This is a genomic window from Bradyrhizobium sp. USDA 372, assembly GCF_053629095.1.
Window position 1 is genome coordinate 6,029,107 of record NZ_JBRJHR010000001.1, and the last position, 23,627, is coordinate 6,052,733.

At 65.6% G+C, this 23,627-nt stretch carries 22 protein-coding genes; 16 read left to right on the forward strand and 6 right to left on the reverse strand.

Going from position 1 to position 23,627, the window contains the following annotated elements; translation table 11 throughout:
- The first annotated feature begins 8 nt into the window (after nucleotides 1-8).
- The 7 genes from AB7M16_RS28165 (at nucleotide 9) to AB7M16_RS28195 (ending at nucleotide 5,009) form a co-directional block, all read left to right on the forward strand.
- On the forward strand, nucleotides 9-863 hold the full coding sequence (locus AB7M16_RS28165; RefSeq protein WP_453945694.1) for an ABC transporter ATP-binding protein: 855 nt from the start codon (nucleotides 9-11) through the stop codon (nucleotides 861-863).
- On the forward strand, nucleotides 860-1,660 hold the full coding sequence (locus AB7M16_RS28170; RefSeq protein WP_212254411.1) for an ABC transporter permease: 801 nt from the start codon (nucleotides 860-862) through the stop codon (nucleotides 1,658-1,660). The genes AB7M16_RS28165 and AB7M16_RS28170 overlap by 4 nt, the downstream gene beginning before the upstream one ends.
- Nucleotides 1,657-3,018 (forward strand): amidohydrolase family protein, encoded by a 1,362-nt coding sequence (locus tag AB7M16_RS28175; RefSeq protein ID WP_212254412.1) that lies wholly within the window; start codon nucleotides 1,657-1,659, stop codon nucleotides 3,016-3,018. Before AB7M16_RS28170 ends, AB7M16_RS28175 begins: the two co-directional genes overlap by 4 nt.
- Before the next feature lie 16 nt (nucleotides 3,019-3,034).
- Nucleotides 3,035-4,048, forward strand: coding sequence for an aromatic ring-hydroxylating dioxygenase subunit alpha (locus AB7M16_RS28180; protein ID WP_212254413.1), 1,014 nt, complete (start codon nucleotides 3,035-3,037; stop codon nucleotides 4,046-4,048).
- A 195-nt stretch (nucleotides 4,049-4,243) separates the two neighbouring features.
- Nucleotides 4,244-4,405, forward strand: coding sequence for a DUF2934 domain-containing protein (locus AB7M16_RS28185; RefSeq protein ID WP_081493716.1), 162 nt, complete (start codon nucleotides 4,244-4,246; stop codon nucleotides 4,403-4,405).
- Nucleotides 4,402-4,587 carry a hypothetical protein gene (locus AB7M16_RS28190; RefSeq protein WP_036037644.1) on the forward strand — a complete coding sequence of 62 codons (186 nt, stop codon included), beginning with the start codon at nucleotides 4,402-4,404 and terminating at the stop codon, nucleotides 4,585-4,587. Before AB7M16_RS28185 ends, AB7M16_RS28190 begins: the two co-directional genes overlap by 4 nt.
- 143 nt (nucleotides 4,588-4,730) lie before the next feature.
- Complete coding sequence (locus AB7M16_RS28195; protein ID WP_172789538.1) at nucleotides 4,731-5,009, forward strand: DUF2934 domain-containing protein; 279 nt, start codon at nucleotides 4,731-4,733, stop codon at nucleotides 5,007-5,009.
- Between the two features lie 335 nt (nucleotides 5,010-5,344).
- Here the strand turns inward: AB7M16_RS28195 and AB7M16_RS28200 are convergent, their stop codons facing one another.
- Nucleotides 5,345-7,132, reverse strand: coding sequence for a peptide ABC transporter substrate-binding protein (locus tag AB7M16_RS28200; protein WP_453945695.1), 1,788 nt, complete (start codon nucleotides 7,130-7,132; stop codon nucleotides 5,345-5,347).
- Nucleotides 7,133-7,440: 308 nt separating this feature from the next.
- On the opposite strand from AB7M16_RS28200, the gene AB7M16_RS28205 reads away from it, so the two are divergent.
- The 8 genes from AB7M16_RS28205 to AB7M16_RS28240 all read left to right on the forward strand — a co-directional run bounded on the left by AB7M16_RS28205 (nucleotide 7,441) and on the right by AB7M16_RS28240 (nucleotide 15,365).
- Complete coding sequence (locus AB7M16_RS28205) at nucleotides 7,441-8,235, forward strand: MetQ/NlpA family ABC transporter substrate-binding protein (RefSeq protein WP_453945696.1); 795 nt, start codon at nucleotides 7,441-7,443, stop codon at nucleotides 8,233-8,235.
- Nucleotides 8,236-8,409: 174 nt separating this feature from the next.
- A complete protein-coding gene (locus AB7M16_RS28210) occupies nucleotides 8,410-9,447 on the forward strand; it encodes a putative FMN-dependent luciferase-like monooxygenase (RefSeq protein ID WP_453945697.1) in 1,038 nt (345 codons plus the stop codon).
- A gap of 37 nt (nucleotides 9,448-9,484) precedes the next feature.
- Nucleotides 9,485-10,084: a CMD domain protein gene (locus tag AB7M16_RS28215; protein WP_453947275.1), complete on the forward strand. Its 600-nt coding sequence runs from the start codon at nucleotides 9,485-9,487 to the stop codon at nucleotides 10,082-10,084.
- A gap of 12 nt (nucleotides 10,085-10,096) precedes the next feature.
- Entirely contained in the window at nucleotides 10,097-10,672 is a 576-nt protein-coding gene (locus AB7M16_RS28220) for an alkylhydroperoxidase domain protein (protein WP_260382452.1), read from the forward strand.
- Between the two features lie 71 nt (nucleotides 10,673-10,743).
- Nucleotides 10,744-11,901 carry an ABC transporter substrate-binding protein gene (locus AB7M16_RS28225; protein WP_453945698.1) on the forward strand — a complete coding sequence of 386 codons (1,158 nt, stop codon included), beginning with the start codon at nucleotides 10,744-10,746 and terminating at the stop codon, nucleotides 11,899-11,901.
- Nucleotides 11,902-11,956: 55 nt separating this feature from the next.
- A complete protein-coding gene (locus AB7M16_RS28230) occupies nucleotides 11,957-13,780 on the forward strand; it encodes an ABC transporter permease (RefSeq protein WP_453945699.1) in 1,824 nt (607 codons plus the stop codon).
- Nucleotides 13,780-14,628 (forward strand): ABC transporter ATP-binding protein, encoded by an 849-nt coding sequence (locus tag AB7M16_RS28235; protein WP_453945700.1) that lies wholly within the window; start codon nucleotides 13,780-13,782, stop codon nucleotides 14,626-14,628. The genes AB7M16_RS28230 and AB7M16_RS28235 overlap by 1 nt, the downstream gene beginning before the upstream one ends.
- On the forward strand, nucleotides 14,625-15,365 hold the full coding sequence (locus AB7M16_RS28240; protein WP_260382454.1) for an ABC transporter ATP-binding protein: 741 nt from the start codon (nucleotides 14,625-14,627) through the stop codon (nucleotides 15,363-15,365). The genes AB7M16_RS28235 and AB7M16_RS28240 overlap by 4 nt, the downstream gene beginning before the upstream one ends.
- A gap of 259 nt (nucleotides 15,366-15,624) precedes the next feature.
- Here the strand turns inward: AB7M16_RS28240 and AB7M16_RS28245 are convergent, their stop codons facing one another.
- Nucleotides 15,625-17,139, reverse strand: coding sequence for a helicase HerA domain-containing protein (locus tag AB7M16_RS28245; RefSeq protein ID WP_453945701.1), 1,515 nt, complete (start codon nucleotides 17,137-17,139; stop codon nucleotides 15,625-15,627).
- A 244-nt stretch (nucleotides 17,140-17,383) separates the two neighbouring features.
- On the opposite strand from AB7M16_RS28245, the gene AB7M16_RS28250 reads away from it, so the two are divergent.
- Nucleotides 17,384-17,968, forward strand: a complete 585-nt coding sequence (locus AB7M16_RS28250) for a LysE family translocator (RefSeq protein ID WP_453945702.1) — start codon at nucleotides 17,384-17,386, stop codon at nucleotides 17,966-17,968.
- A 24-nt stretch (nucleotides 17,969-17,992) separates the two neighbouring features.
- On the opposite strand, the gene AB7M16_RS28255 is transcribed toward AB7M16_RS28250, so the two are convergent.
- From AB7M16_RS28255 to flgF, 4 genes are all read right to left on the reverse strand, one after another.
- Nucleotides 17,993-19,057 carry a ketopantoate reductase family protein gene (locus tag AB7M16_RS28255; protein ID WP_128263912.1) on the reverse strand — a complete coding sequence of 355 codons (1,065 nt, stop codon included), beginning with the start codon at nucleotides 19,055-19,057 and terminating at the stop codon, nucleotides 17,993-17,995.
- Between the two features lie 1,026 nt (nucleotides 19,058-20,083).
- Nucleotides 20,084-20,719, reverse strand: a complete 636-nt coding sequence (locus AB7M16_RS28260; protein ID WP_172786973.1) for a MarR family winged helix-turn-helix transcriptional regulator — start codon at nucleotides 20,717-20,719, stop codon at nucleotides 20,084-20,086.
- Between the two features lie 814 nt (nucleotides 20,720-21,533).
- Nucleotides 21,534-22,859: a flagellar protein export ATPase FliI gene (gene fliI, locus AB7M16_RS28265; protein ID WP_453945703.1), complete on the reverse strand. Its 1,326-nt coding sequence runs from the start codon at nucleotides 22,857-22,859 to the stop codon at nucleotides 21,534-21,536.
- A 36-nt stretch (nucleotides 22,860-22,895) separates the two neighbouring features.
- Nucleotides 22,896-23,624 carry a flagellar basal-body rod protein FlgF gene (gene flgF / locus AB7M16_RS28270; protein WP_172786971.1) on the reverse strand — a complete coding sequence of 243 codons (729 nt, stop codon included), beginning with the start codon at nucleotides 23,622-23,624 and terminating at the stop codon, nucleotides 22,896-22,898.
- Nucleotides 23,625-23,627: the final 3 nt, after the last annotated feature.

Here is a 23,627-nt window from a genome sequence, read left to right on the forward strand (position 1 = left end):
GAGCCGACATGAGGATGTTGTCGCCCGTTGAACCGCTCGCCCCGGTGGTGAAGCAAGCCACGGCCGCAGCCGATGGCGCGCCCGCCGTCGAGGTCCTCTCGGCCGAGAAGGTGTTTGCCAACGGCGCGCGCGGATTGGCGCCGATCGATCTGTCCATCGCCGACGGCGAATTCCTCACCCTGATTGGGCCGTCCGGATGCGGCAAGAGCACGCTGCTCAAGCTGATCGCCAATCTCATCGAGCCGTCCGACGGCCGGCTGCTGTGGTGGCGCGGCGATTTCGCGCAAGTGGGGCAGGAGGGGCGGCGTCTTGCCTTCGTCTTCCAGGAGCCGACCTTGATGCCCTGGGCTCGGGTCGAGGCCAACGTCCGCTTGCCGCTGGAGTTCGGCAACATGCCGCGGGCCACCGCGGATTCGAAGGTCGCCGACGCCATTGCGCGGGTCGGCCTCTCCAAGTTCAACCGGCACTTCCCGCGGCAGCTGTCCGGCGGCATGAAGATGCGTGTCTCAATCGCGCGCGCCCTGGTCACCGATCCCAATCTTCTGCTGATGGACGAGCCGTTCGGCGCCCTCGACGAGTTCACGCGCAACAAGCTGGACGACGACCTCGTCAATCTGTCGTGGGAGCGCAAGCTGACGACGGTCTTCGTGACGCATTCGATCTACGAGGCCGTGTTCCTCTCGACCAGGATCGTCGTGATGGCGGCGAATCCCGGCCGCATCTTTCGCGTCATGACCATCGACGAGCCGCAGCCGCGCGACCAGGGTTTCCGCGACAGCCCGAAATTCGCGGCTTATTGCCGCGAATTGTCGACCTGGCTTGCCGAGGCATCGCTGCAATCAGCCGGCGGAGGCGGATCATGAAGCCGTTGTTCGAATCCGAAGCCTTCGTGCGGATCGCCGCCCCGATCGCGGTGGGCATCATCCTGTTCGCGGTCTGGGAGATCGGCTTCCGGCTCGCCTCTGTTCCCGTCTATCTGTTTCCGAAGCCGACGGACATCTTCGCGAGCCTCCTGCAGAACGGGCCCTCGCTCCTGCGCGCACTCCTCGTGACCTTGCGCGTCACCTTGCAGGCCTTCGTCGCAGCCGTCATTCTGGGCACGCTGATCGCCTTCATGTTCGTGCAGAGCCGGGCGATCGAGATCAGCCTGTTTCCCTATGCTGTGCTGCTCCAGGTCACGCCCGTCGTCGCGATCGCGCCTCTCATCATCATCCTGGTGAAGAACACGCAGCTGTCGCTGACCATCTGCGCAACCCTGGTGGCGCTGTTTCCCATCATCTCCAACACGACGTTGGGCCTGCGCAGCGTCGACCCGGGGCTTGCGAATTTCTTCCGGATGAATCGTGCCAGCCGTTTCAAGACGCTGGTGAAGCTGCGCATCCCGGGAGCGCTGCCGTATTTCTTCGGCGGCCTGCGGATTTCGAGCGGTCTCGCCTTGATCGGCGCGGTGGTCGCGGAGTTCGTGGCGGGCACCGGCGGCCGCTCCTCGGGGCTCGCCTACGAGATTCTCGACGCCGGATTCTCGCTCGATATTCCCCGCATGTTCGCCGCGCTGTTCCTGATCACCTTGACCGGGGTGCTGCTGTTCGCAGCCATGGTCGCGTTGTCGCAATGGGCATTGTCGGATTGGCACGACAGCGAGACCAGGGCCGAAGCATGACCGCGATGCTGATCGACAATGCCGCCGGCATCTTCACCGGCCTGCCCGGAGCCGCGATGCGGAGCGCCGGGCAGATCCGTATCCGTGACGGAATCATCGTCGAGATCGGCGCACTGGAGCATGAGCCGGGCGAGCAGCGCCTCGATGCCCAAGGCGGGGTGATCTATCCCGGCCTGGTCTCGACCCATCACCACCTGTTCCAGAGTGTGCTGAAGGGCGTCCGGTCCGGCATCGACCTGCCGCTGGCCGGCTGGCTGCGCGCCGTGCCCTACAGGTTCTGGTCGAAATTCGACGAGGAGGCGCTTGCGGTCGCGGCCCGGATCGGGCTCGCCGAGCTGCTGCTGTCGGGAACGACCACGGTCGCCGACCATCATTACCTCTTCAGCGACACGTTCGGCTTCGACCCGGCTCAGGTGATCTTCGAGGTGGCGCGCAGCCTCGGCATCCGCCTGGTGTTCTGCCGCGGCGGCGGCACCACGGCGCGCCATGTCGAGACCGACAGGTTTGCGGCGATGCCGGTCGAAACGCTCGATCGCATGTTGCAGTCGGTCGAGGCCTGCGCGCAGCGCTTCCACGATGCCTCGCCGAGCGGTCTGTCGCGCGTTGCACTGGCGCCGACCACGCCGACCTGGTCGCTCGATCCCGGCGAGCTGCGCGAGGTCATTGCCGCGGCGCGCCGCATGGGCGTGCGGCTGCACAGTCATTTGTCCGAGACCGCCGACTATGTCGATTTCTGCCTGTCGGTGCACGGCAAGCGTCCGGTGCATTGGCTGGCCGATCACGGCTGGCTGGGCGAGGACGTCTGGTTCGCGCACCTCGTGCATCTCGACGACGACGAGGTGCGGATTCTCGCGAGCACCGGCACCGGCATGGCGCATTGCCCGCAATCCAATTGCCGCCTCGGCTCCGGTGTCGCGCCCGCCGACGCGATGGCGCGGCTCGGCGGCGCGGTTTCGCTCGGCGTGGACGGGGCAGCCTCCAACGAGGCCGCCGACATGCTCTGCGAAATGCACAGCGCCTGGCACACCCATCGCGCCGTGAAGGGGGCGGCCGCCGTGACCGCCGAGGATGTCGTGCACTGGGCGACCGCGGGCGGCGCGCGCGTGCTCGGCATGCCTCACGTCGGCACGCTGGCGCCTGGGCAGCAGGCCGACATTGCCATCTTCAAGCTCGATGACGTCAGGCATTTCGGCATGCACGATCCCCTGATCGCACCCGTCACCTGCGGCGGCTCGGCGAAGCTCCGCTCTCTCCTGGTCGGCGGCCGCATCGTCGTCACAGATGGCGCCATTCCCGGCCTCGACCTGCAAAAGCTCAAATCGGATGCCGCGCGCGTGGTCACGCGCCTGGCCGCGTGATCGCGAAAGGATCATCATGCTGAGCACGAAACAGCCGGTGCTGCGCCGGTTCTGGTACGCGCTGATGCCGCTCGATCACCTCGAGGATGGACCAAAACCCTTCACGCTGCTGGGCGAGCCGATCGTGCTGTTCCTCGATGCCGAGGGCCAGCCCGCCGCGCTCGAGGACCGTTGCTGCCATCGGACCGCGAAGCTGTCGAAGGGCTGGTGCAACAACGGCAACATCGTCTGCGGCTATCACGGCTGGGAGTACGACCGCGACGGCAAGCTGGTGATGATTCCGCAGTTTCCGTTCGAGCAGCCGGTACCGGACGCCAAGGCGCGCTCGTTCCGTGCCGAGGCCCGCTACGGTTATGTCTGGGTCGCGCTCGAGGAGCCCCTGGCCGAGATCCCCGAAATTCCCGAGGACGGCACGCCCGGCTATCGCCGCATCAACCAGTTCTACGACAAGTGGAATACGGCGGCGCTTCGGCTGATGGAAAACTCGTTCGACAACGCCCACTTCGCCTTCGTTCACAAGGGCACCTTCGGCGACATCAATCAACCCAAGCCGGAGAAATACGAGATCGTCGAGACCGAAGCCGGCTTCGATGCGGAGACCATCATCACGGTCCGCAATCCGCCGGGCGCCTACAGGATCACCGGGACGAAAGAGCCGACGACGCGGCGGCATCAGCGCAACAAATGGTACATGCCGTTCTGCCGGCGTCTCGACATGGAATATCCGTCCGGGATCCGGCACATCATTTTCAATTGCGCGACGCCGATATCGGACGGCCAGATCCAGGTGGTTCAGCTGCTGTTCCGCAATGACCGCGAGGCTGATTGCTCGACGCAGGAGCTGATCGATTGGGACGCCGCGATCATCGCCGAAGATCGCGACATGCTGGAATCGACCGACCCCGATGCCATCGTCGACATGGGGCGCAAGATCGAGATGCACATGCCGTCCGATCGGCCGGGCATGATCATGCGCAGGCGCCTGCTCGACCTCCTGCGGCAGCACGGCGAGGAGGAGCGGCCGCGCTGATCGTCGGCCCCATGCCCATCCGGCGGAGGCGGAGCGGGTTCCGTCCGGCGCGATCAGACGCGGAGGAACCCTTGCACATGGTCGAAGCTTGACTCCGCGGGCCAGCCTCGCCGCCGATCGCTGGCCTGCACGGCCCCGCCTCCAAGCCCCCCATACCCCCCAGGGTGGGGCCGTGCTTCCAAGCAGGAGGTGCAATTGTCCGAGCCGACCGAGCAAGAGATCAGAGAACGCGCGCACCAATTGTGGGAGCAGGCGGGCAAGCCCGAAGGGCGCGAGGAGGAATTTTGGCACGCGGCGGAGCAGGAGCTGCGCAACGAGGACAAGTCGAACACGCTGCGGACGCCGGATACGCTGTGACCGACAAGACCTGCCCATTCTGCCAGGGTCTCGGATGGGTCTGCGAAAACCACCCGCTCCGGGTCTGGAGCGAGAAGCTCGGCGGCTGCCGCTGCGGCGAGGGCATGCCGTGCACCTGCAATACGACTGAGGACCCTGAAATCAGAGTGGTGATCGTCGAAGCCGATACGACGTGGCATTAGCAGCGCCGGCTGCGCCGGTTCAAGCGATGCTGCGAAGGTGGTCACTTCCGAAAGCCCAACACCTGAAGGAACGGACCATCCAGGAAGCGAATTTAGTGTCTGCACGGCTCCGACAACGTTCCTTACCCACGGCAGTTTCGGCGGTGGACGAGCAGAAGAAGCTAGAGCACCAGATCGAACTCGCAACGCGAGCGGCCTCGCTCGTCAAGGACGAAACCACCGGACAACGCTTCAGGAGCTTCGCCGAGGAATTGAAACGAAAGCTGCTTCGCATGATGCGCCGTGGCAAGGTGCGCACACGCGCATATGAGCTCTGGGAGCAGGCCGGCCGTCCCAGTAATCGGGAGTTGGACTTCTGGCTCGAAGCCGAACGTCAGATCGAAGATGAACGCGAGGAGAAGAAGGGCGGGGGCGCTTCATAGCCAGTGCGTAGGATGAGTGGAGGCCTCGCGAAGCCCATCATGCACCCGCGTTCGGAAACATATGGATGGGCTTCGCTTCGCTCTACCCATCCTACCGAACCAGCAAAACGAAAAAGCCGCCGGGCTCTTCACCCTGACGGCTTTGCAAAGTCCGTAGCTGTTGATCGTCTTCCCAGCCTCGTGCGTACCGCCGTTACCTTGTTTGCGGCCATGCCCGATCCTTGTAGGCGATGGCGCGCGATTCCGCTGTGATCTGGAGCACACAGTGGAAGGGATTCGGTGTCACGCTCTGAAGCCCGCGCTGCGCTGCAACCATAGGCGCGCTCGCGAGCCCGTCAGGTCCGATACCACGCCGCCAGGTTCCACGTGATGGTGTCCCAGCCCGAGATGTCGATCATCAAATTGTTGGCGCCGGCGTTGACGACGTGGCGCGAGAGCAGGGGCAGGAACACGTGGGCCTCGCAGAAGATCTCGTCGACCTTCATCAGCAGCGCGGCGCGCTTGACCGGATCGAGCTCGTTCTGCGCGGCCTTGTAGGCCTTGTCGGCTTCGGGATCGGAATAGCGCGAATTGTTGCGGCCGAGCCATTTGTTGTCCTTGGTGGCGATCTCCCAGGACACGCACTGGTTCAGCAAGCGCTCCGGATCGGGCTGCGGCTGCGTCGTGTTGTACATCTCCATGTCGGCATAGAATTTCGAGTACGTGTCGGGATTGCCGACGTCGGAGGAGAAGAACACGGAGGCGGTGACCGCCTTGATCTCGATGTCGATGCCGGCCTTCTGGCACGCCTGCTTGATGATGGCCTGCGTCTTCTGGCGCGGGGCGTTGGTCGAGGTCTGGAACACGTATTTGAGCTTCTTGCCGTCCTTCTCGCGGATGCCGTCCGCGCTCTTGGTCCAGCCGGCCTCGTCGAGGATCTTGTTGGCCTTGTCGATGTCGAACTCATATTTGAGCTTCGGCGACTTGAACTGCTTGGGCGCGTTGACGAAGCTCGCCGTCGCGATGGCGGCGCGTCCATAGATGAACTTCTGGATCGAATCGCGGTCGATCAGAAGATTGATCGCGCGGCGAACGGCGGGATCGGACAGCGTCGGGTGCTTGGTCTTGACGTTCGAACGCTCGCCGTCGACCTCGGTCCAGGGGTCCGTCGTGTTGAGGATGATGAACTCGACATTGCCGGACGGCACGATGTCGAGCTTGCCCTTGCCGCCCGCCTCCATGCGCTTGAGGACCTCCTCCTCCACCTGCATGTTCCAGGCAAAGTCGTATTCGCCGGTCTGCAGCACGGCGCGCGCCGCGGACACCGCGTCGCCGCCGCCCTTGATCTCGACCGTATCGAAATGCGGCTGGTTCTTGATGTGGTAGTCGGGATTGCGTTCGGCGCGGATCATGTCGCCCGGCTTGAACTCGACGAATTTGTACGGGCCGGTGCCGACCGGCTTCAGATTGCCCGGCGCTTCGCGCGACTTGGCGCCGACATAGTCGCCGAAATGATGCTTTGGCAGGATCATCCCGACCGAGCCGACGAACGGATCGGCCCAGAACGGCGTCGGCGCCCGGAAGATCACCTTGACGGAGTGGTCGTCGATCTTCTCGACCTTGATGTCCTTGTAGGAGCCCGTGGTGTAGGCCGCGGTGGCGAGATCCGCGGCGTATTGCCAGGTGAAGACGACGTCGTCGGCGGTGAAGGGCTTGCCGTCATGCCAGGTCACGCCCCGCTTCAGCTTCCAGATCACGCTCATGCCGTCGGCTGCAAGGCCGCCGTTCGCCTTGGTCGGAGCCTCGGCGGCGAGGCAGGGGATGAGGTTGCCCTCCTTGTCCCAGCCGGCGAGCGGCTCGAAGAAGATGCGCGAGGCGATCTGATCCTTGGTGCCGAGCGCGAAATGCGGATTGAGCAGGGTGGGCGCCTGCCACAGCAGCATCTTGAGCGTGCCGCCGCCGCCGGCCTTGGCTGGCTTGTACGGCAGCGTGGCGTCGGCCATCGCCACGTCGTGCCACACCAGGATCTGGCTCGCGATTGGCGCTGCGATTCCGACCGCGGCCATTGTCCTGATGAACGAGCGCCGCGACAGCGTGCCTTGTTTCACCTCCGCGACCAGATTGCGAATTTCGTTCTCGTTCATCGGGATCCCCACCTCGTCGCCACCGGCTCAGTGCGCGCTAACTCAGCACGTCGGGCGTGGTGGAGTCAAAGAGAAGGGCGCAGGCCCCAGAGCGCATGGAACGAAAGTGTAATCCGGGAATCTGGCACAAGCGGCAGTGGCCCCGGATCGCGCTGGACGACGTGCGCGCACTTTGTCGCACTCTGCATTCGTTTCCCGTTTGCGGCCGAATGGAGGAAGGCTGGCCTCGACCCGCGGCCAATATGGATTTCCATTTCATTGATTTCGCACCGCAGAAAAGGGAATACGGTTCCGTTGCCGCAAGACCCATGGAGACCACGATGTCGTTTCGCCTTCCCCTGATTCTCTCCGCCGTGCTGGCCGCATGGTCCGCCGCAGCCGCGGCCGAGACCGTCAAGATCGGCGTGACGCCGGGGCCGCATGCGCAGATCCTCGAAGCCGTGAAGCCGATCGCCGCCAAGCAGGGCCTCGACATCCAGCTGCTCGAGTTCTCCGATTACGTGGTGCCGAACGCCGCGCTCGATGCCGGCGAGATCCAGGCCAATTCGTTTCAGAACCAGCCTTACCTGGACAACCAGAAGGCCGATCGCGGCTACAAGATCGAAGCCGTCGGCCTGACCGTGAACTTCCCGATCGGCGTCTATTCGAAGAAGCACAAGGCGTTCGCCGAAATCCCCGACGGCGGCAAGGTCTCGATCCCGAACGATCCGACCAATGGAGGCCGCGTGCTGCTGCTGCTGCGCGACAAGGGCGTGATCAAGCTGAAGGACGGCACGGGCTTCAAGCCGACGGTGCTCGACATCACCGAGAACCCCAAGAAGCTGAAGTTCATCGAGGTCGATGCGGCGCAGGCCCCGCGCGCGCTCGACGACGTCGACGCCGCCGCGATCAACACCAATTATGCAACCCAGGCGGGCCTCGATCCGGTCAAGGATCCGATCCTGCGCGAGGACCCGAAGGGACCCTATGTCAACCTGATCGCGGTGCGCAGCGCCGATAAGGACAAGCCCTGGGTCAAGATCCTCGTGGACAGCTACCACACGCCTGAGGTCAAGGAGTTCGTCCTGACCAAGTTCAAGGGCGCGGTGCTGCCGAGCTGGTAGGCAGACTGCCCGCCCAGAGTCCAGGCAAGGGCGATCCGGCGGGCAGCCTTGCGCAGGAGCCTTGCGTATGAGCCTTGCGCAGAAATCTTGCGTACGTGCCCTGCGCAATGCCCGCTTGTCTGGAGCTGCGGCAACCGACATCATCGGGGCCCATCCTCGCCCAACAGGGATCGTATGAAACGCTTTGCCAACCTGAAACGCCTGGGCTTCTTCACGCGGCTGCTCGACGAGGCGCCGGCGGCGGACCGCTATCGCTTCGCCGCCGAGCAGATCGTCCGCGCCGAGCAGGCCGGGCTGGATTCCGCATGGATCGCGCAGCATCATTTCCATGAGCGCGAGGGCGGCCTGCCGTCGCCCTTCACCTTCCTGGGTTACGTCGCCGCCCAGACCTCGCGCATCCGCCTCGGCACCGGCATCGTCACCCTGCCGCTGGAGAACGCGGTGCGGGTGGCGGAGGATGCCGCGGTGCTCGATCTCCTCTGCAACGGCCGCTTCGAGCTCGGCGTCGGCACCGGCGGCAACCCGTCCGCCTTCGCCGCCTTCGGCCTCGACAGCGCCCAGCGCAACGAGATCTTTGCCCGCAATCTGGAGATCGTCCGCAAGGCCCTGACCGGCAAGCCGCTCGACGGCGGCGACACGCTCTATCCGCAACGGCCGCAACTGGGCAAGCGCATCTGGCAGGCGACGTTCTCCGTCGCCGGCGGCGCCCGCGCCGGCAAGGCCGGCGACGGCCTCCTGCTCTCGCGCACCCAGCCACGGGCCAAGGACGCGCCGAACGCGACGCTCGCCGAGATCCAGAACCCGATCATCGACGCCTATCTCGCCGCGCTGCCGCCGGGCTGCGAGCCGCGCATCATGGCCTCGCGCAGCGTCTTCGTCGCCGACGACCATCGCGAGGCGCTGCGCCTCGCCGACATCGGGCTGCGCCGCGCACTGCCGCAATTCATGAAAGGCGGCCACCTTCCCCCGGGCGAGACGCTGGAGGAGATGATCACCGCGTTCGACACCCATGTCGGAGACGCCGATCACGTCATCGCCTCGCTCCGTACCGACGCCACGCTGGAGCGGGTGACCGATCTCGTCTTCCAGGTGCATTCGGTCGATGCGCCGCATCCTTACGTCCTGCGCTCGATCGAGCTCGTCGCCGACAAGGTCGCGCCGTCGCTGGGCTGGACCCGGACGGCCGCCAAGGACGTTGCCCTCGCAGGCTAGCCGGAATGAATGGAATCGCGTTGCACGAGGCTGAATGATGGCACCGAAGGATATCATCGACACGCTCGCCGGGATCGAGCCCGGCTCCACTCTGGATGCCATCCGCGCGCGCCGCCTGCAGGCGCGCGAGAATGCGCAGAAGAGCTATCTCTCGCTGTTCGAGCCGATCGACGCGGGCGATTTCTCGCTGGCCGAACGCGCCGCGGTCGCCGCCTTCGTGACCGGGCTGCATGGCGAATCCCCCGTCGCCGCCTTCTATCGCGACAAGCTTGCCGCGACTGCGGATGGCGCGCCGCTGTCTGATGCGATCGAGGCTGAGATCGAGCGCGGCAAGACCTCGGGCCCATACGGCGCCTATCCGGCCGGCCCGCTGTCGATCGAGAACAAGGCCGGCTTGGTCTATCGCGTCGGCGCGGAGCGCAAGCCTGTTCTCGGCGCCCGGCTGGTCGCGGCGCTTGAGCACGCGCATCTCCTGGTGTTCCACCCGCGCGATGCCGCATCCGCCGACATGAAGGCGCTGCTGGCCGCCGGTTGGTCGAACACCGGCATCGTCACGTTCTCGCAACTCGTTGCGTTCCTGTCGTTCCAGGTGCGCGTCGTCAGCGGCTTGCGCACGCTCGCCGCGGCAAGCGCGTAAGGAGGCCCAATCATGAGCACCGTCAATCCGCCCGTCGTCTTCACCCAGGACGAGCTCGGCTGGGTCTCGTGGATCGACCCGCTGCCCGAGGCCGAGCTGACCGAGCGGCACTATGCCGGCCTCGTCGACCGCGCCCGCGCCAAGTCGGAATACTTTCGTCTCTTGGTGCGCGATCCCGAAGTGCTGGAGGCCCGCACCAAGACCGACAAGGATATCTTCTACAACGTCGCCGACGGCCTGCCGCGCGCCGAGCGTGAGCTCGCAGCCGCCGCGACCTCGCGCTACAACGGCTGCATCTATTGCGCCTCGGTGCATGCGCGCTTCGCCAGCACCTATTCCAAGCGCCGCGACGACGTGCAGCGCCTGCTCGACGAAGGCGTCAACGCCGATCTCGGCGAGCGCTGGAATGCGGTGGTCAAGGCCTCGGTGGCGCTGGCGGCCACGCCGATCGCTTTCGGGCCCGATAATATCGCGGAGCTGCGCCGCGCCGGTCTCGACGACGCCGAGATCGTCGATGTCATCAACGGCGCCTCGTTCTTCAACTGGGCAAACCGGCTGATGTTGTCGCTCGGCGAGCCCTCGAAATAGGCAATCTCACCGGCACGAGAATTGCTGCCGTATCAACTAAAAACTATCAACTGAAATGGATGGAGCCGTGCATGAGCAACATCGATCGTCGTACCCTGGTCAAAGGCTCGCTCGCCGCCCTGATGGCGGGCGCGGCCTTCTCGCGCAGCACCTTTGCGCAATCCGCCGAGCCGATCCTGCTCGGCGTCAGCGGCCCCCTCACGGGACCGAACGCGCAATATGGCGCGCAATGGAAGCAGGGCTTTGATCTCGCGCTCGACGAGATTCACGCCGCCGGCGGTATCAACGGCCGCAAGCTCGCCTACCAGTTCGAGGACAGCCAGAGCGATCCGCGCCAGTCGGTGGCGATCGCCCAGAAGTTCGTCTCCGATCCCCGCATCGTCATGGAGCTCGGCGATTTCTCCAGCCCCGCCTCGATGGCGGCCTCGCCGATCTATCAGCGCGGCGGCCTCGTGCAGTTCGGCTTCACCAATTCGCACCCCGACTTCACCAAGGGCGGCGACTTCATGTGGAGCACGTCCGTGAGCCAGGCCGACGAGCAGCCGCTGCTGGCGTCCTACGCCGTCAGGCGGCTCGGCCTGAAGAAGCTTGCGGTGCTGCACCTCAACACCGATTGGGGCCGCACCAGCCGCGACCATTTCGTCAAGGCGGCCAAGGAATACGGTGCCGAGATCGCGGTCACCGAGGGCTACATCGCCGAGGAGCGCGACTTCCGCTCCACCCTGGTGCGCGTGCGCGACGCCAGCCCGGACGGGCTGATCCTGATCTCCTATTATTCCGACGGTGCGCTGATCGCGCGCCAGGCCCGCCAGGTCGGCCTGAAGCAGACGATCTGCGCCGCAAGCTCGGTGTACTCGCCGAAATTCCTGGAGCTCGGCGGCGAGGCGGTCGAGGACGTCCATCTCGGCACCCGCTATTTCCCGCAGGATCCGCGGCCCGAGGTGAGGAAGTTCATCGACGGCTTCAAGGCCAAGTACAACGGGCAGGAGCCCGACGCCTTCAACGCCTATTCCTACGACGCGATGAACATGGCCGCTGCCGTGGTGAAGATCGGCGGCACCGACCGCCGCGCCATCCGCGATGCCTTCGCCAAGGTGAAGGACGTCTCCAGCGTCATCTTCGGAAAGGCGACGTTCGACGTCGAGAGCCGCCGCGTCAAAGGCGCCATGAACGCCGAGCTCGTCGTGCGCAAGGGCCAGTTCTTGCTGTGGGACGGCAAGCCGACCTGACCTGATGGCCGGAGCGCACCGCTCCGGCCGCTTCATCCCTCATTAGGAACGCTGCGTGTCCTCCTGGTTTGACTACACGATCAACGGGCTGATCATCGGCAATGTCTACGCCCTGGTCGCGGTCGGGCTGGCGCTGATCTTCGGCGTCAGCCGTCTCATCAACTTCGCGCAAGGCTCGATCTATCTGGTCGGCGCCTATATCGGCTGGGTCGCGGTGGTGCAGCTGCATACGCCGCTGCCGCTCACCATCATCGTGGTGGCGGCGGCCGCCGCGCTGGTCGGGCTGATCATCGAGCGGTTCGGCCTGCGGCCGCTGCAGAACTCGGTGCGCATCGCGCCGCTGCTCGCGACCATCGGCATCAGCTTCGTGCTCGATCAATTGGTGATGCTGACCTTCTCGCCCAATCCGCGCGCGCTGCCGAGCCAGCTGCCCGACGTGCGCTTCCAGCTCGGCGGCGGCACGATCGGGCCGCTCGATCTGCTCATCGCCGGCGTCGGCATCACCAGCGCGCTCTTGCTGTTCGTGTTCCTGCGCTACAGCAAGCTCGGCTGGGCCGTGCGCGCGGCGTCGCAGGACCGCGACGCCGCGATGCAGATGGGAGTCGACGTCAACCGCGTCAATCAGGCCGTCTTCGGCATCGCGGCGGCGCTCGGCGGCGTCTCCGGCATGCTGGTCGGAATGTACTACAACCAGATCGACACTGCGATGAGCCTGCAGGCGACGCTGAAGGGCGTCGTTGCCGAAGTGGTCGGCGGCGCCGGTAACGTGCCCGGCGCAGTGATCGGCAGCTTGCTGCTGGGCCTCGTCGAGAGCTACGGCGTTGCCGTGTTCGGCACCAGCTACCGCAACCTGTTCGCCTTCCTGCTGCTGGTCGTCGTCCTGGTGCTGCGGCCGAACGGCCTGTTCGTCAGCCCCCGGCAGGCGCCGCCCGAGCCGCTCACCGGCACCTTCATCGCGCCGAGCCGCCCGTTGCGCATTCCGCGCTGGGCGTTGGCCATTGCAGCGGCGATCTTCGCGGTGCTGCCGCTGTTCCCGGTGTCCTTCTACGTGCTCCAGACCCTGATCAATGCCTGGCTGCTCGGCATGCTCGCGCTCAGCCTCACGCTGGTTGCGGGCACCATGGGCCAGGTCTCGCTCGGGCATGCCGCGCTGCTCGCGATCGGCGCCTACACGTCGGCGTTGCTGTCGCTGACCCTCAACGTCCCGGCCGGCCTCGCCATCATCGGCGGCGGCCTGATGAGCGCTGCGCTCGGCACGCTCTTGATCTCGCCGTCCTTTCGCCTGCGCGGGCATTATGTGTCGATCGCGACGCTCGCGATCGGCGAGATCGTGTCGCTGGTGATCCTGAACTGGGAGAGCGTCACGCGCGGCCCGATCGGCATCTCCGGCATCCCGCCGCTGACGCTGTTCGGCTATGACCTGATCAGCCCATCGTCCATCTACTGGTTCAGTTTTGCCGTGATGGTCGTGCTGGCGCTGCTGCAAGGACGCCTGCTCACATCGCATCTCGGCCGCAGCTTTCGCGCCATCCGCGACGACGATATCGCCGCGCGCGCCTACGGCCTCAGCCTGAACCGCTACAAGTCGCTCGCCTTCATCTTCGGCGGCTTCGCCGCCGGCGTCAGCGGCGGCATCGCCGCGCATCTTTATTCCTACATCAACCACGAGACCTTCAACACGCAGCAATCGATCCTGGCGCTGACGGTCGTCATCCTCGGCGGCCTCGGCAACGTCGTCGGCGCCATCGTCGGGTCGGTCGCGCTGGTCGGCTTGCCCGAGGTGTTCCGGATCGCGGCGGAGTATCGCATCCTGATCTACGGCATCGTGCTGCTGCTGCTCGTGCGGTTCAGGCCGCAGGGCCTGCTGGGGACGATCTGATGGCGCAGCAGCTTCACCCCATGCTGTCCCTGCGCGGGCTGACGCGCCGCTTCGGCGGCCTCACTGCGGTCGACGCCATCGACCTCGATCTCGCCAAGGGCGAGCTGATCAGCATCATCGGTCCGAACGGCGCCGGCAAGACGACGCTGTTCAATCTCGTGACCGGGCTTGATCGGCCCGACGCCGGCACCGTCAGCTTCGAAGGCCAGGACATCACCGGCTTGTCGCCGGAGCGGCTCGCGGCCGAGGGCATCGCGCGCACCTTCCAGCTCGGCCGCGTGTTCGGCAATCTCAGCGTCATGGACAACGTCCTGATCGGCGCACACACGCGGCTGCGCGCGGTCAAGCCTGCCGTGCCGGTGATCGGTCCGCTGCTAGAGTTGGGTCTGGCCTTGCTGCGTCCTTCCAGCGTCAAGGCGGAGGAAGAGCGGCTGCGCGAAGAGGTGAAAGCCATTCTCGCCCGTTTCGGCGAGCGGCTGCTGCCGCGCATCGACCAGCCCGCCTATAGCCTCTCCTACGCCAACCGCCGCCGGATCGAGATCGCCCGCGCACTCGCGCTGAAGCCGCGGCTCCTTCTGCTCGACGAGCCCACTGCCGGCATGAACCCGACCGAGACCGCGGAGATGCAGTCGCTCGTCGCCGAATTGAAAGCCGAAGGGCTGACCATCCTCCTGATCGAGCACAAGCTGGAGATGGTGATGCGCCTGTCCGACCGCGTCATCGTCATGGACGAGGGCAAGAAGATCGCGGAAGGACCGGGCGAACAGGTGCGAACCGATCCCAAGGTGATCGAGGCCTATCTCGGCCACGGGCTATCTGGGACGACCGAGCAGGAGAGCGCGGCATGACGAACTCTGCTCCCGAAGCACTGCTGGCTTTGTCGAACGTCAACACCTTCTACGGCCAGGCCCAGGTGCATTTCGACCTGTCGATCACGGTCGCGCGCGGCCACATCGTCTGCCTGCTCGGCGGCAACGCGAGCGGCAAGTCGACCACGATGAAGATCATCCTGGGCCTGGTAAAGCCGCGCTCGGGCGAGGTGACGTTCGATGGCGCCTCGCTGATCGGGCTTTCCACGCCGCAGATCGTCCGCCGCGGCATCGCCTCGGTGCCGGAGGCGCGGCGGCTGTTCGCCGACATGAGCGTGCGCGAGAACATCCTGATGGGCGCCTTCGTGCGCAACGACCGGGAGACGATCGCGCAGGATCTCGACAGGATGCTGACGCTGTTCCCGAAGCTCGGCCAGCGGCTGTCGCAACGCGCAGGCTCGCTCTCCGGCGGCGAGCAGCAGATGGTGGCGATGGCGCGCGCGCTGATGAGCCGTCCCCGCATGATCGTGATGGACGAGCCGACCATGGGCCTGTCGCCGCTCTACGTCGACCGTGTGCTGGAGCTGATCCGCACCATCAACCAGGAGGGCGTCTCTGTCTTCATGGTCGAGCAGAACGCCAGCCTCGCGCTCGAGATCGCGCACGAGGCCTATGTGCTGCAGACCGGCAAGATCGTGCTGTCAGGCCCCGCGCGCGCGCTGAAGGACGATCCCCGCATCCGCGACGCCTATCTCGGCGGCTCCGAGGCGGCGTAGGCGTCTCAACCTCTCCCCTACGCAGGCACGGCCATCGCAAATGACGCAGCGGCTCGCGCGCACGCCTCGTCCTTCGAGACGGCGCTTACGCGCCTCCTCAGGATGAGGCTCATCAGCATCAGTGCGTGTGTTGCCGCGCACTCCGCCCTCATCCTGAGGAGCCCGCCTCAAGCGGGCGTCTCGAAGGATGGCCGCAGGGAAGAATTCTAAAATGCTATAGCCCTGCGCAAGGCGGGAGCGCATCTCAGTCGTGGTAACATCAAGCCGACGCCGCGCTCGCGACCTGCTCCACCGGCTGATCATCTCCGTTGGGATCGCCCGGCGCGGTTGCCCAGGCGAGCTCCACCAGCGTCACGATCCGGCGTCCGCCGCCGTCGAGCTGGACGACGATCAGGCCCTGCTCCTCCATGTAACCGAGCAGGCGTTGCGCGCGGCGCAGCGAGTGCGAGCCGTAGGCGCGGGCGATCGCGGCATCGCCGGGGCAGGGCCAGCCTTCCTTCGCCGCGCGCGCGATCATCATGAACACACCCTGCATGTCGGCAGGCAGGATCGAGGCGCGCAGCGACACCTCCTGCCAGGCGTCGTCTTCGGTGAGATCCGCCCCCAGCCCGGCGCGCGCATGCGTCAGCATGCGCCGGAATTCGTTGAGATCAGGGACTGCCGCCCCTAAGCCCTCGATGCGGCAGCGGACCACGAACTCCTGATAGAGCACGCCGATCGCGCGGAAGCCGGCATCGGGCTCGGCCAGCACGGCACGCAGCGTACGATCCACGCGCTCGCGCCGCCCGGCGAGCTCTTCGGCGCTGACGGACGCCTCGACCGCCTCTGGCCGAATCTCCGGCAAGGCGGCGGCCTTCGCCGCGCGAAGCTGCTCGAGCAGATCCGGCGCCGGCCGTCGCTGCGGCCGGCTGGCATCGGGCGGTGGTGCGGCGAGGATCACCGCGCGGGCGTCTTCAAGCGTGGCCTCCGGCAGCGGCATCAGCCGTGGCGTCGAATTGCGCGGGCTCGTCTCGGTCGGGCCGATGTTGAGACGCAGCGGCCGGCGCGACAGCGCAGGTCCGAGCGCCATGAACTGGCCGCGCTCGAGATCGCGGAAGGCTTCGGCCTGCCGCCGCTCCATGCCGAGCAGGTCGGCGGCGCGCGCCATGTCGATGTCGAGGAAGGTGCGGCCCATCAGGAAGTTCGAGGCTTCCGCCGCGACGTTCTTGGCGAGCTTGGCGAGGCGCTGGGTCGCGATGATGCCGGCAAGCCCGCGCTTGCGGCCGCGGCACATCAGATTGGTCATGGCGCCGAGCGAGAGTTTTCGGGCTTCGTCCGAGACTTCGCCCGCCACCGCCGGCGCAAACAGCTGGGCCTCGTCGACAACGACCAGCATCGGGTACCAATGATCGCGGTCGACGTCGAACATTCCGCCGAGGAAGGCAGCTGCGCGTCGCATCTGGTTCTCGGCATCGAGGCCTTCGAGATTGAGCACGGTGGAGACACGATGTAGCCGTGCGCGTTCGCCCGCGACCTGAAGGCCGCGCTCGGTGTGGTCCTCGGCCTCGATCACCAGATGGCCGAAGCGCTCGGCCAGCGTGACGAAATCGCCCTCGGGATCGATGATGGCCTGCTGCACCCACGGCGCGCTCTGTTCCAGCAGCCGCCGCAGCAGATGCGACTTGCCGGAGCCCGAATTGCCCTGCACCAGGAGACGGGTCGCCAGCAGTTCCTCGAGGTCCATGGCGGCCGCGGCGCCCGCCGTGGTCTGCCCCATCTCGATCGCAACCGTCATGTCCCCGACTCAAGTCCCCGTCATTCGCGGACAGCGGCTTATCAATCCAGCGGTGGCGCGTCGAGCGCTCCAGCGCGAATCAGGCGGTGTTGCCCACGTCAAAACCGGAAAGCATTCACTGTGAGCGGCAGGAACCCGGTGCCGAACGGCGTCGGTTCGCCGACGATGGGGCCGCATCGGCGATTGCTCGGCCCGAAATGATGCAGATCAAGATCATTGGGCCCGAGGCCTGCTATCTGGCCCTATGACGTTTCTGACCTTCTTCACGGCGACCTATTTCCTGCTGGCGGTGCCGGGGCCGACCAACACCCTGCTCGCGACATCGGGGGCCGGAGCCGGCATCTCGCGCTCCCTTCATCTGCTCGCGGCGGAGCTGTGCGGTTATCTGCTGGCGATCGCGGTGCTGCGGCTGGCGCTCGGTCCGGTCATCAGCGACATCCCGATTGCGGCGCTGGTGCTCCGCGTCGCCGTGACGATCTACATCCTGTGCCTCGCGGCCATGCTTTGGCGCGTCAACACGCGCGAGCTGCGCGACGGTGCTGCGGTGACGTTCGGTCAGGTGCTGCTGACGACCCTGTTGAACCCGAAAGCATTGGTCTTCGCGTTCCTGCTCCTGCCGCTTGGGGCCGGCCCGCTCGAACTGGTGCCGTGGCTCGGCGTGATCGCGCTTCAGATTCTCACCGCCGGCGCCGCATGGATCATTCTGGGTGCAACGCTCGGACGCGGCGCGCGTCGCCTCGGGCGCCCCGATCTCGTCACACGCACCGGCGCGGTCACGTTGGTCGCGGTGACCGGCCTGATCTGGATTCAATCGTTCCTGAGCGCCTGAGCGCCGACGTCGCTGGAAGCGGCGCTACTGCGCGCCGGAGCCGCCCTGCACGATCTTCTCGTTCAGCTTCTGGTCCACGGTGTCGACGGTGCGGTCGATCTCGGCGTTGGGCACGCCGAGCTGGTGCGAGATCAGCTTCACCAGGAGGTCGACGCGCTCGATGAAGGGCGCGCCGCTCGCGACCGCGCGCGCGGCCGATGACGGCTTGAGCAGACTCTCCGCGGCCTTGGCATATTTCGCGAACGGCACCTGGTCCTGCGGATCGGCGCCGAGGCGGCGGGCGATCGCGTCGACATGGTCGTAGATCGTCTGCGAACGCTTGAGATCGCCGTGCACGGCATCGCGGATCGACTGCGGCTCGTTCGGCGTGATGCAGCGGTAATTGCCGGTGAGCAGCATCGACCATTTCGCCAGCGGCACGAACAGGGAATCGAACACTTTCAGTTTCACCGGCACGTCGTGGCCGTCGAGCGTCACCGCGTCGATGTCGGCCTCCAGCTCGCGCAGCAGCTTGTTGTGCTTCTCGTCGGCGAAGACCGACGCCTTGAAATTCGTGGGCAGGCCGACATGCAGCACGTTGGCGGCTTCTTCCGGCGGACGGAAGGCCTGAGGGTCGGGCGAGCACAGCGTCACCAGCCCCGGCTCGAACCGCTCCCACACCTGCGCATTTGTGTAGGCCTCCTCGAGATCCATGTCCGCGAGCGCCGGAATCCGCTTCAGATAGGGCAGGGGCGGCATGTTCATGATCGACAGGCACGGCAGCTTCGCCGCGGCGATCTTGACCATGAGGACGCGCACCGTGTGGTTGGTGTATTGCGGCTCCTGCATCGCGAGGCCGACCAGATCGTAGCGGGAGAGGTCGACATTGGCCGGCGTCACCGCATCGAGCTTGCCGGGCAGGTTGCGGGAGAAGATCGCCCGGTGCACCGCCTCGTCACGCAACTTGATGCGGACCTCGGTACCGTCGCGGTTGATCAGCTCCGCCGTCTTGGCGCGGCAGACCAGGGTCACGTTGTGCCCGGCCATCAGCAGCTTCGTGCCCAGCAGGGAGCCGTAAGAAGCCCCGAGAATCAATATGTTGCGCGCCATGCTCCGTCCCTTTGGCAATGTGTGTGATTTTTCGGCCCCGGCCGTCATCCGCGGGGCGCGTTGGGGGGCATGTAAAGCGAACTGCGGAAGGATGGCAACTGGGATAATGCATACAAGGCGAGGCCGGGCTCCCGCCGCGCTCGCCGTCCCGCCCTTGTCCCGGACTGCGCTCCAACGCGCCTGCGCGATCGCTCCTGTTTCGCCCGCCGTCAAGCTGGTAAGGCAAAAATATTCCTCTTTACCGAAATTCGGAAATATCGTATGTCTCACCCATCCCGGCTCACCTTGAGGGGCGATCGCGTCGTCGTCTTGTTCGCGAGCCGGGCTTGCGGTGGACGCGGCAGCGTCGGGCGCGAGAGGTGCGGGCAGGGAGGGTAGTCCCCGGTGAGCCCGCGGCCGCGTGCGGACGAACGGCGCTGCTAGGTTTCGTCTCGTCTGTAAGTTTCCGGCTCTGTCGACGGAGTTGGAAAAACTGCGGCGAAATGGCGGGCCGCGCGTACGGCAAAACCGTGTGGTCCTGGCCGTCGTTGCTACGGTCAAGCCTTGGCGAATGTGACATTGGCGTCAACCGGCGTCGTGTTAGCGACTTTCGCGAAGGTGAGGGAGGCCAGAAGGAATTCGGCTCCCGGGAGAGCGCGGCATAAGCCGTCCGACCATCGCGCAGGGAAGGCCGAGTGCTTGGCTACACCTGTATGCTGCTGTGCGGTTCTTTCTGCGTGTGCTTTTCGCGCAGCGGACCGCGGGTGCCAGTCGGCACCCGGTCTTCCCTGCGCCCTCTTGCCTATGAGGGCGGCGAGACCAGTAAAGCTCGGGCGAAATGCGCCGCGAGGCTGTGAAGGCGTGTCTGCGTTCAAAATGCCAGGTGGAAGAGCGAAGCTGCACCCACATACTCCGTCATTGCGAGGAGCCCTTGCGACGAAGCAATCCAGAATCTCTCCGCCGAAAGACTCTGGATTGCTTCGCTTCGCTCGCAATGACGATGTTGATGGACCGCATGCCGCTCCTTGGCGGCCGATCCGCTGCGCCTCAGCCCTGGCTCGCCACGCGGTCGCGGTCGAGATGCTGCTCGATCTTGGGACGGTCACGCGTGCGCTCGAAGCTGGTGCAGAGCAGCTCGGTCTCCTCGAGCGAGATCGGAGCACGATAGAGCCGGCACATGAACTCGGCGTTTCCACGTCCCTTGCCGGTGCCCGGGCCGCGCTCTGCGAGAAACATGCAGTCCCGGCAGATGCTCGCTTCGAGCCGCTGATGGGCCGCATCGAGGTGATTGAGGATCTCGCGGAGAGAGTCGCGCAGCTTGATGCACTCGTCGGTCCCGAGCGCCGTCACCGCGTTCACCACGTGATTGATCGGATCGTGCTGGCTCAGGCATTTCTCGCCCTGGGACGTGACATTCAGGACGACGGAACGCTTGTCCTCGTGCGACGGCTTTCGCACCAGGAACGACTTGCTCTCCAGAGTCTTCACGATCTGCGATGCAGTCGCTCGTGTGGCGCCGATGAAGCCGGCCAGTGCGGACGGCGTGCGCGAAAACCTGTTGGCGCGCCCGAGAAAGCGCAGCGCCATCCACTCCCGATCGCGCAATCCATGCTGATTGCCCTCGAAATACCAAGCCCTCGCCGCCTGAACCAGCAGCTCGACGGCTTCCCGCGCCAATGGCATGAATCTACCTCGTCCCCGGAACTTCGTCTGCGGCGTCCCGAAGCCGCTTTGCGCCCTGAGTGTCAGACGAGCATGTCGGATCGAACTCTTGCACAAAGGCACGGATCGCAACGCGCTCGACCTGTGCGGATGAGCGTCGCATCGTCCGGAGCGAGAAGCCGTATCGCTGATGGCATGCCGACAGCGTCGTCGTCGCGCGGGAGCTCGGGTTGCCGTCGCCGGCGAACGGTGGACCGGAATAGCTCAACCGAAGCCCCCAAAAGTTCAAGTCACAAGCAGACGTTTCTTCTACTCAACCAAAACGATGGATGAGCTTCTCAACAAAATCAAGTAGAGACCCTCTCGCAGACTGGATGTCGTTGCAGGCGAATGTAACGTTCAAGACAATTTCACTTCCAGGGACACATGATAGTGAACGCAATACGCTGCCCCGCGCGCAACATGCACGCAACTATACGACGGTTTGATTGCACGGCACGTTGTTGTCTGGCGTTGATGCAAATTGATCGAAGCTTGTGCATCACCACCGTGTTTGGCGGCACGTCATCCACAACTTGTGCGTTCTGCCGAGGAATCGTCGAGGGAACTCGTTGGAATTACACGTGACGGTTGTTCCCGCACTGCTTGCAGATCGACCCTTCGATTGCTTGCATCGCGTTTGCGGGCTTGTGCTCACCTGAACGGGTGAATTCGCTCAAGAGAAAAATCGGCGACCGGTGTGCATGCGCATGCGCTGGAAGCGTAGCGACATGCGCAATCTCCTGTCGAAAACCACGGCCACGGCGCGCGGCAGGCGCCTCGCCCTCTCAATCCGTCAGTCGCCCTTGAGCATGTCCCGAAGCTCGCGGAACGGATCGGCGCTCGGCGGGGCCGACGCGCCTTGCCGCATCGCGCTGTAGATTCGCGGGACCATCTCGACCGCCTGGTCGAGACTCGAATCACGTCCCGGCTGATAGCCGCCCATCAGGCGAAGGTCGCGCGTATCCTCGTATTTCGCGATCATGGCGCGCAGCTTGCTCACCAATTCGCGCTCCTCCGGGTCCCAGACGTTGTGGGCGAGGCGGGAGACCGAGGCCAGAACGTCGACGGCCGGATAGCGCGCCTGGTCTGCGATGTGCCTGGAGAGCACGATGTGCCCATCGAGCGTGCTGCGGATGGTGTCGGCGATGGGTTCGTTGTGATCGTCGCCGTCGACCAGCACGGAGAAGATCCCGGTGATGGTGCCGGATCCCTCCTCGCCCGGGCCGGCGCGCTCGAGCAGGCGCGGCAGATCGGTGAAGACCGTCGGCGCGTAGCCGCGCGCCACCGCGGGCTCGCCGGCGGCGAGCGCGACCTCGCGAGCGGCGTGGGCGAAGCGGGTGATCGAATCCACCATCAACAGGACCGATTCGCCGCGGTCGCGGAAATATTCGGCGACCGCCATCGCCGTCTTCGGCGCCAGCCGGCGCATCATCGGGCTTTCGTCGCCCGTCGACACGATTGTGACAGCGCGGTGACGGTCGTTGCCCAGCACGTCCTCGATGAACTCGCGCACTTCGCGGCCGCGCTCGCCGACCAGGGCCAGCACGACGGTGTCGAAGCCCTGGCTGCGGGCGAGCATCGCGAGCAGCGTCGATTTGCCGACACCCGAGCCGGCAAAGATGCCGACGCGCTGGCCGGCGCAGATCGGCGCGAACAGGTCGATGACGCGCACGCCGGTGCGCAGCGGCTTGTGCACGCGTGCGCGCTTCATGGCCGACGGCGCTTCGGTCTCGGCCGAGACCGCCTGCGACCCTTGCGTGAGAGGCCCCAGTCCGTCCAGCGGCGCGCCGAGGGCGTTGATGACGCGGCCCTTCCAGCTCGAATCGGGCGCAAAGGACAGAGGCGGCATGCGGGAGGCGACCGAGCCGAGCCCGCCTGCGAACTGCCGGTCGAACGGCTTGGCAATGATGCCGTCGCTGTCGATCCGCACCACCTCGCCGATCTGGCGCTTGCCGCCGCAATCGACGCCGATGAGCTCGCCGAGCCTGACGAAGCGCGACAGGCCGGAGACGCGGAAATGCGTCGGCGCGATCTCGGAGATCGCGCCGCTGACGCTTGCCAGGGGAGTGCTCTGCTGAAGCTCCAGCAGCGCCCACTCGAGTTGCCGAAGAGCGTTCAAGGAAACCGTCCAACCTTATTGCGCACGCGGCACACTCTACTTGCCGGGTTCGCCGAGCGTCCGGATCGCGTTCTGCAGCGAGCTCTCGGTGCCCTCGATCATCGAGTTGGTGCCGTCAAAGGCGCGCGAGGCCGCGATCAGCTTGGTCAATTCCATCATCGGATTGGCGCCGGAGCCCTCGACATAGCCCTGCTTGAAGCCGTCGCGGGAGAAGTCCGCGATGGCGGTCGCGGGCCGGTCCGGCGTCACGCCGGAATTGCCGTAGCGTTCGAGATTGGCGTCGGCCGGGATGCTGAACAGGCCGATGGTGCCGATCTCGTTGTTGTCCTGGATGATCGCGCCGCTGCGCGCGATCGAGATCGGTCCGCCGTTCGGGTCGAGCGTGATCTGCGCGCCGCCGGAATCGACGACCGGAAAGCCGCTCACGGTCTGAAGATCGCCGTTGGGGGCGATCTGGAGCCTTCCGTCGCGCGTGTAGACCGTGCCGTTCGGACCGGCGAAGGCGATCCAGCCCTGGCCGACCACGGCGACGTCGAGCGGGTTGCCGCTCTCGGTGATGTTGCCCATCTCACGCGAGATGATGTTGTCGCCGGGCGAGGAGAACGCCACCGGCGTCGGGCCCGCCTTGGACAGCACGGTCTCGAACTTCACCACGTCGGTGCGGAACGCCGCCGTGTTGACGTTGGCGACGTTGTTGGCGATCGTCTGCAGGCGCTTTTCGAGGGCGACCTGCGCCGACAATCCCACATAGAGAGCCGATTGCATGAC

Bases quoted from the DNA above. Each gene is read 5' to 3' on its own strand.
- AB7M16_RS28235 (WP_453945700.1), top strand. From the start codon at position 13,780: ATGGCGCAGCAGCTTCACCCCATGCTGTCCCTGCGCGGGCTGACGCGC.
- AB7M16_RS28175 (WP_212254412.1), top strand. From the start codon at position 1,657: ATGACCGCGATGCTGATCGACAATGCCGCCGGCATCTTCACCGGCCTG.
- AB7M16_RS28250 (WP_453945702.1), top strand. From the start codon at position 17,384: ATGACGTTTCTGACCTTCTTCACGGCGACCTATTTCCTGCTGGCGGTG.
- AB7M16_RS28260 (WP_172786973.1), bottom strand. From the start codon at position 20,719: ATGCCATTGGCGCGGGAAGCCGTCGAGCTGCTGGTTCAGGCGGCGAGG.
- AB7M16_RS28220 (WP_260382452.1), top strand. From the start codon at position 10,097: ATGAGCACCGTCAATCCGCCCGTCGTCTTCACCCAGGACGAGCTCGGC.
- AB7M16_RS28240 (WP_260382454.1), top strand. From the start codon at position 14,625: ATGACGAACTCTGCTCCCGAAGCACTGCTGGCTTTGTCGAACGTCAAC.
- AB7M16_RS28205 (WP_453945696.1), top strand. From the start codon at position 7,441: ATGGAGACCACGATGTCGTTTCGCCTTCCCCTGATTCTCTCCGCCGTG.
- AB7M16_RS28165 (WP_453945694.1), top strand. From the start codon at position 9: ATGAGGATGTTGTCGCCCGTTGAACCGCTCGCCCCGGTGGTGAAGCAA.
- flgF (WP_172786971.1), bottom strand. From the start codon at position 23,624: ATGCAATCGGCTCTCTATGTGGGATTGTCGGCGCAGGTCGCCCTCGAA.
- AB7M16_RS28210 (WP_453945697.1), top strand. From the start codon at position 8,410: ATGAAACGCTTTGCCAACCTGAAACGCCTGGGCTTCTTCACGCGGCTG.
- AB7M16_RS28180 (WP_212254413.1), top strand. From the start codon at position 3,035: ATGCTGAGCACGAAACAGCCGGTGCTGCGCCGGTTCTGGTACGCGCTG.
- AB7M16_RS28215 (WP_453947275.1), top strand. From the start codon at position 9,485: ATGGCACCGAAGGATATCATCGACACGCTCGCCGGGATCGAGCCCGGC.
- AB7M16_RS28170 (WP_212254411.1), top strand. From the start codon at position 860: ATGAAGCCGTTGTTCGAATCCGAAGCCTTCGTGCGGATCGCCGCCCCG.
- AB7M16_RS28255 (WP_128263912.1), bottom strand. From the start codon at position 19,057: ATGGCGCGCAACATATTGATTCTCGGGGCTTCTTACGGCTCCCTGCTG.
- AB7M16_RS28245 (WP_453945701.1), bottom strand. From the start codon at position 17,139: ATGACGGTTGCGATCGAGATGGGGCAGACCACGGCGGGCGCCGCGGCC.
- AB7M16_RS28225 (WP_453945698.1), top strand. From the start codon at position 10,744: ATGAGCAACATCGATCGTCGTACCCTGGTCAAAGGCTCGCTCGCCGCC.
- AB7M16_RS28200 (WP_453945695.1), bottom strand. From the start codon at position 7,132: ATGAACGAGAACGAAATTCGCAATCTGGTCGCGGAGGTGAAACAAGGC.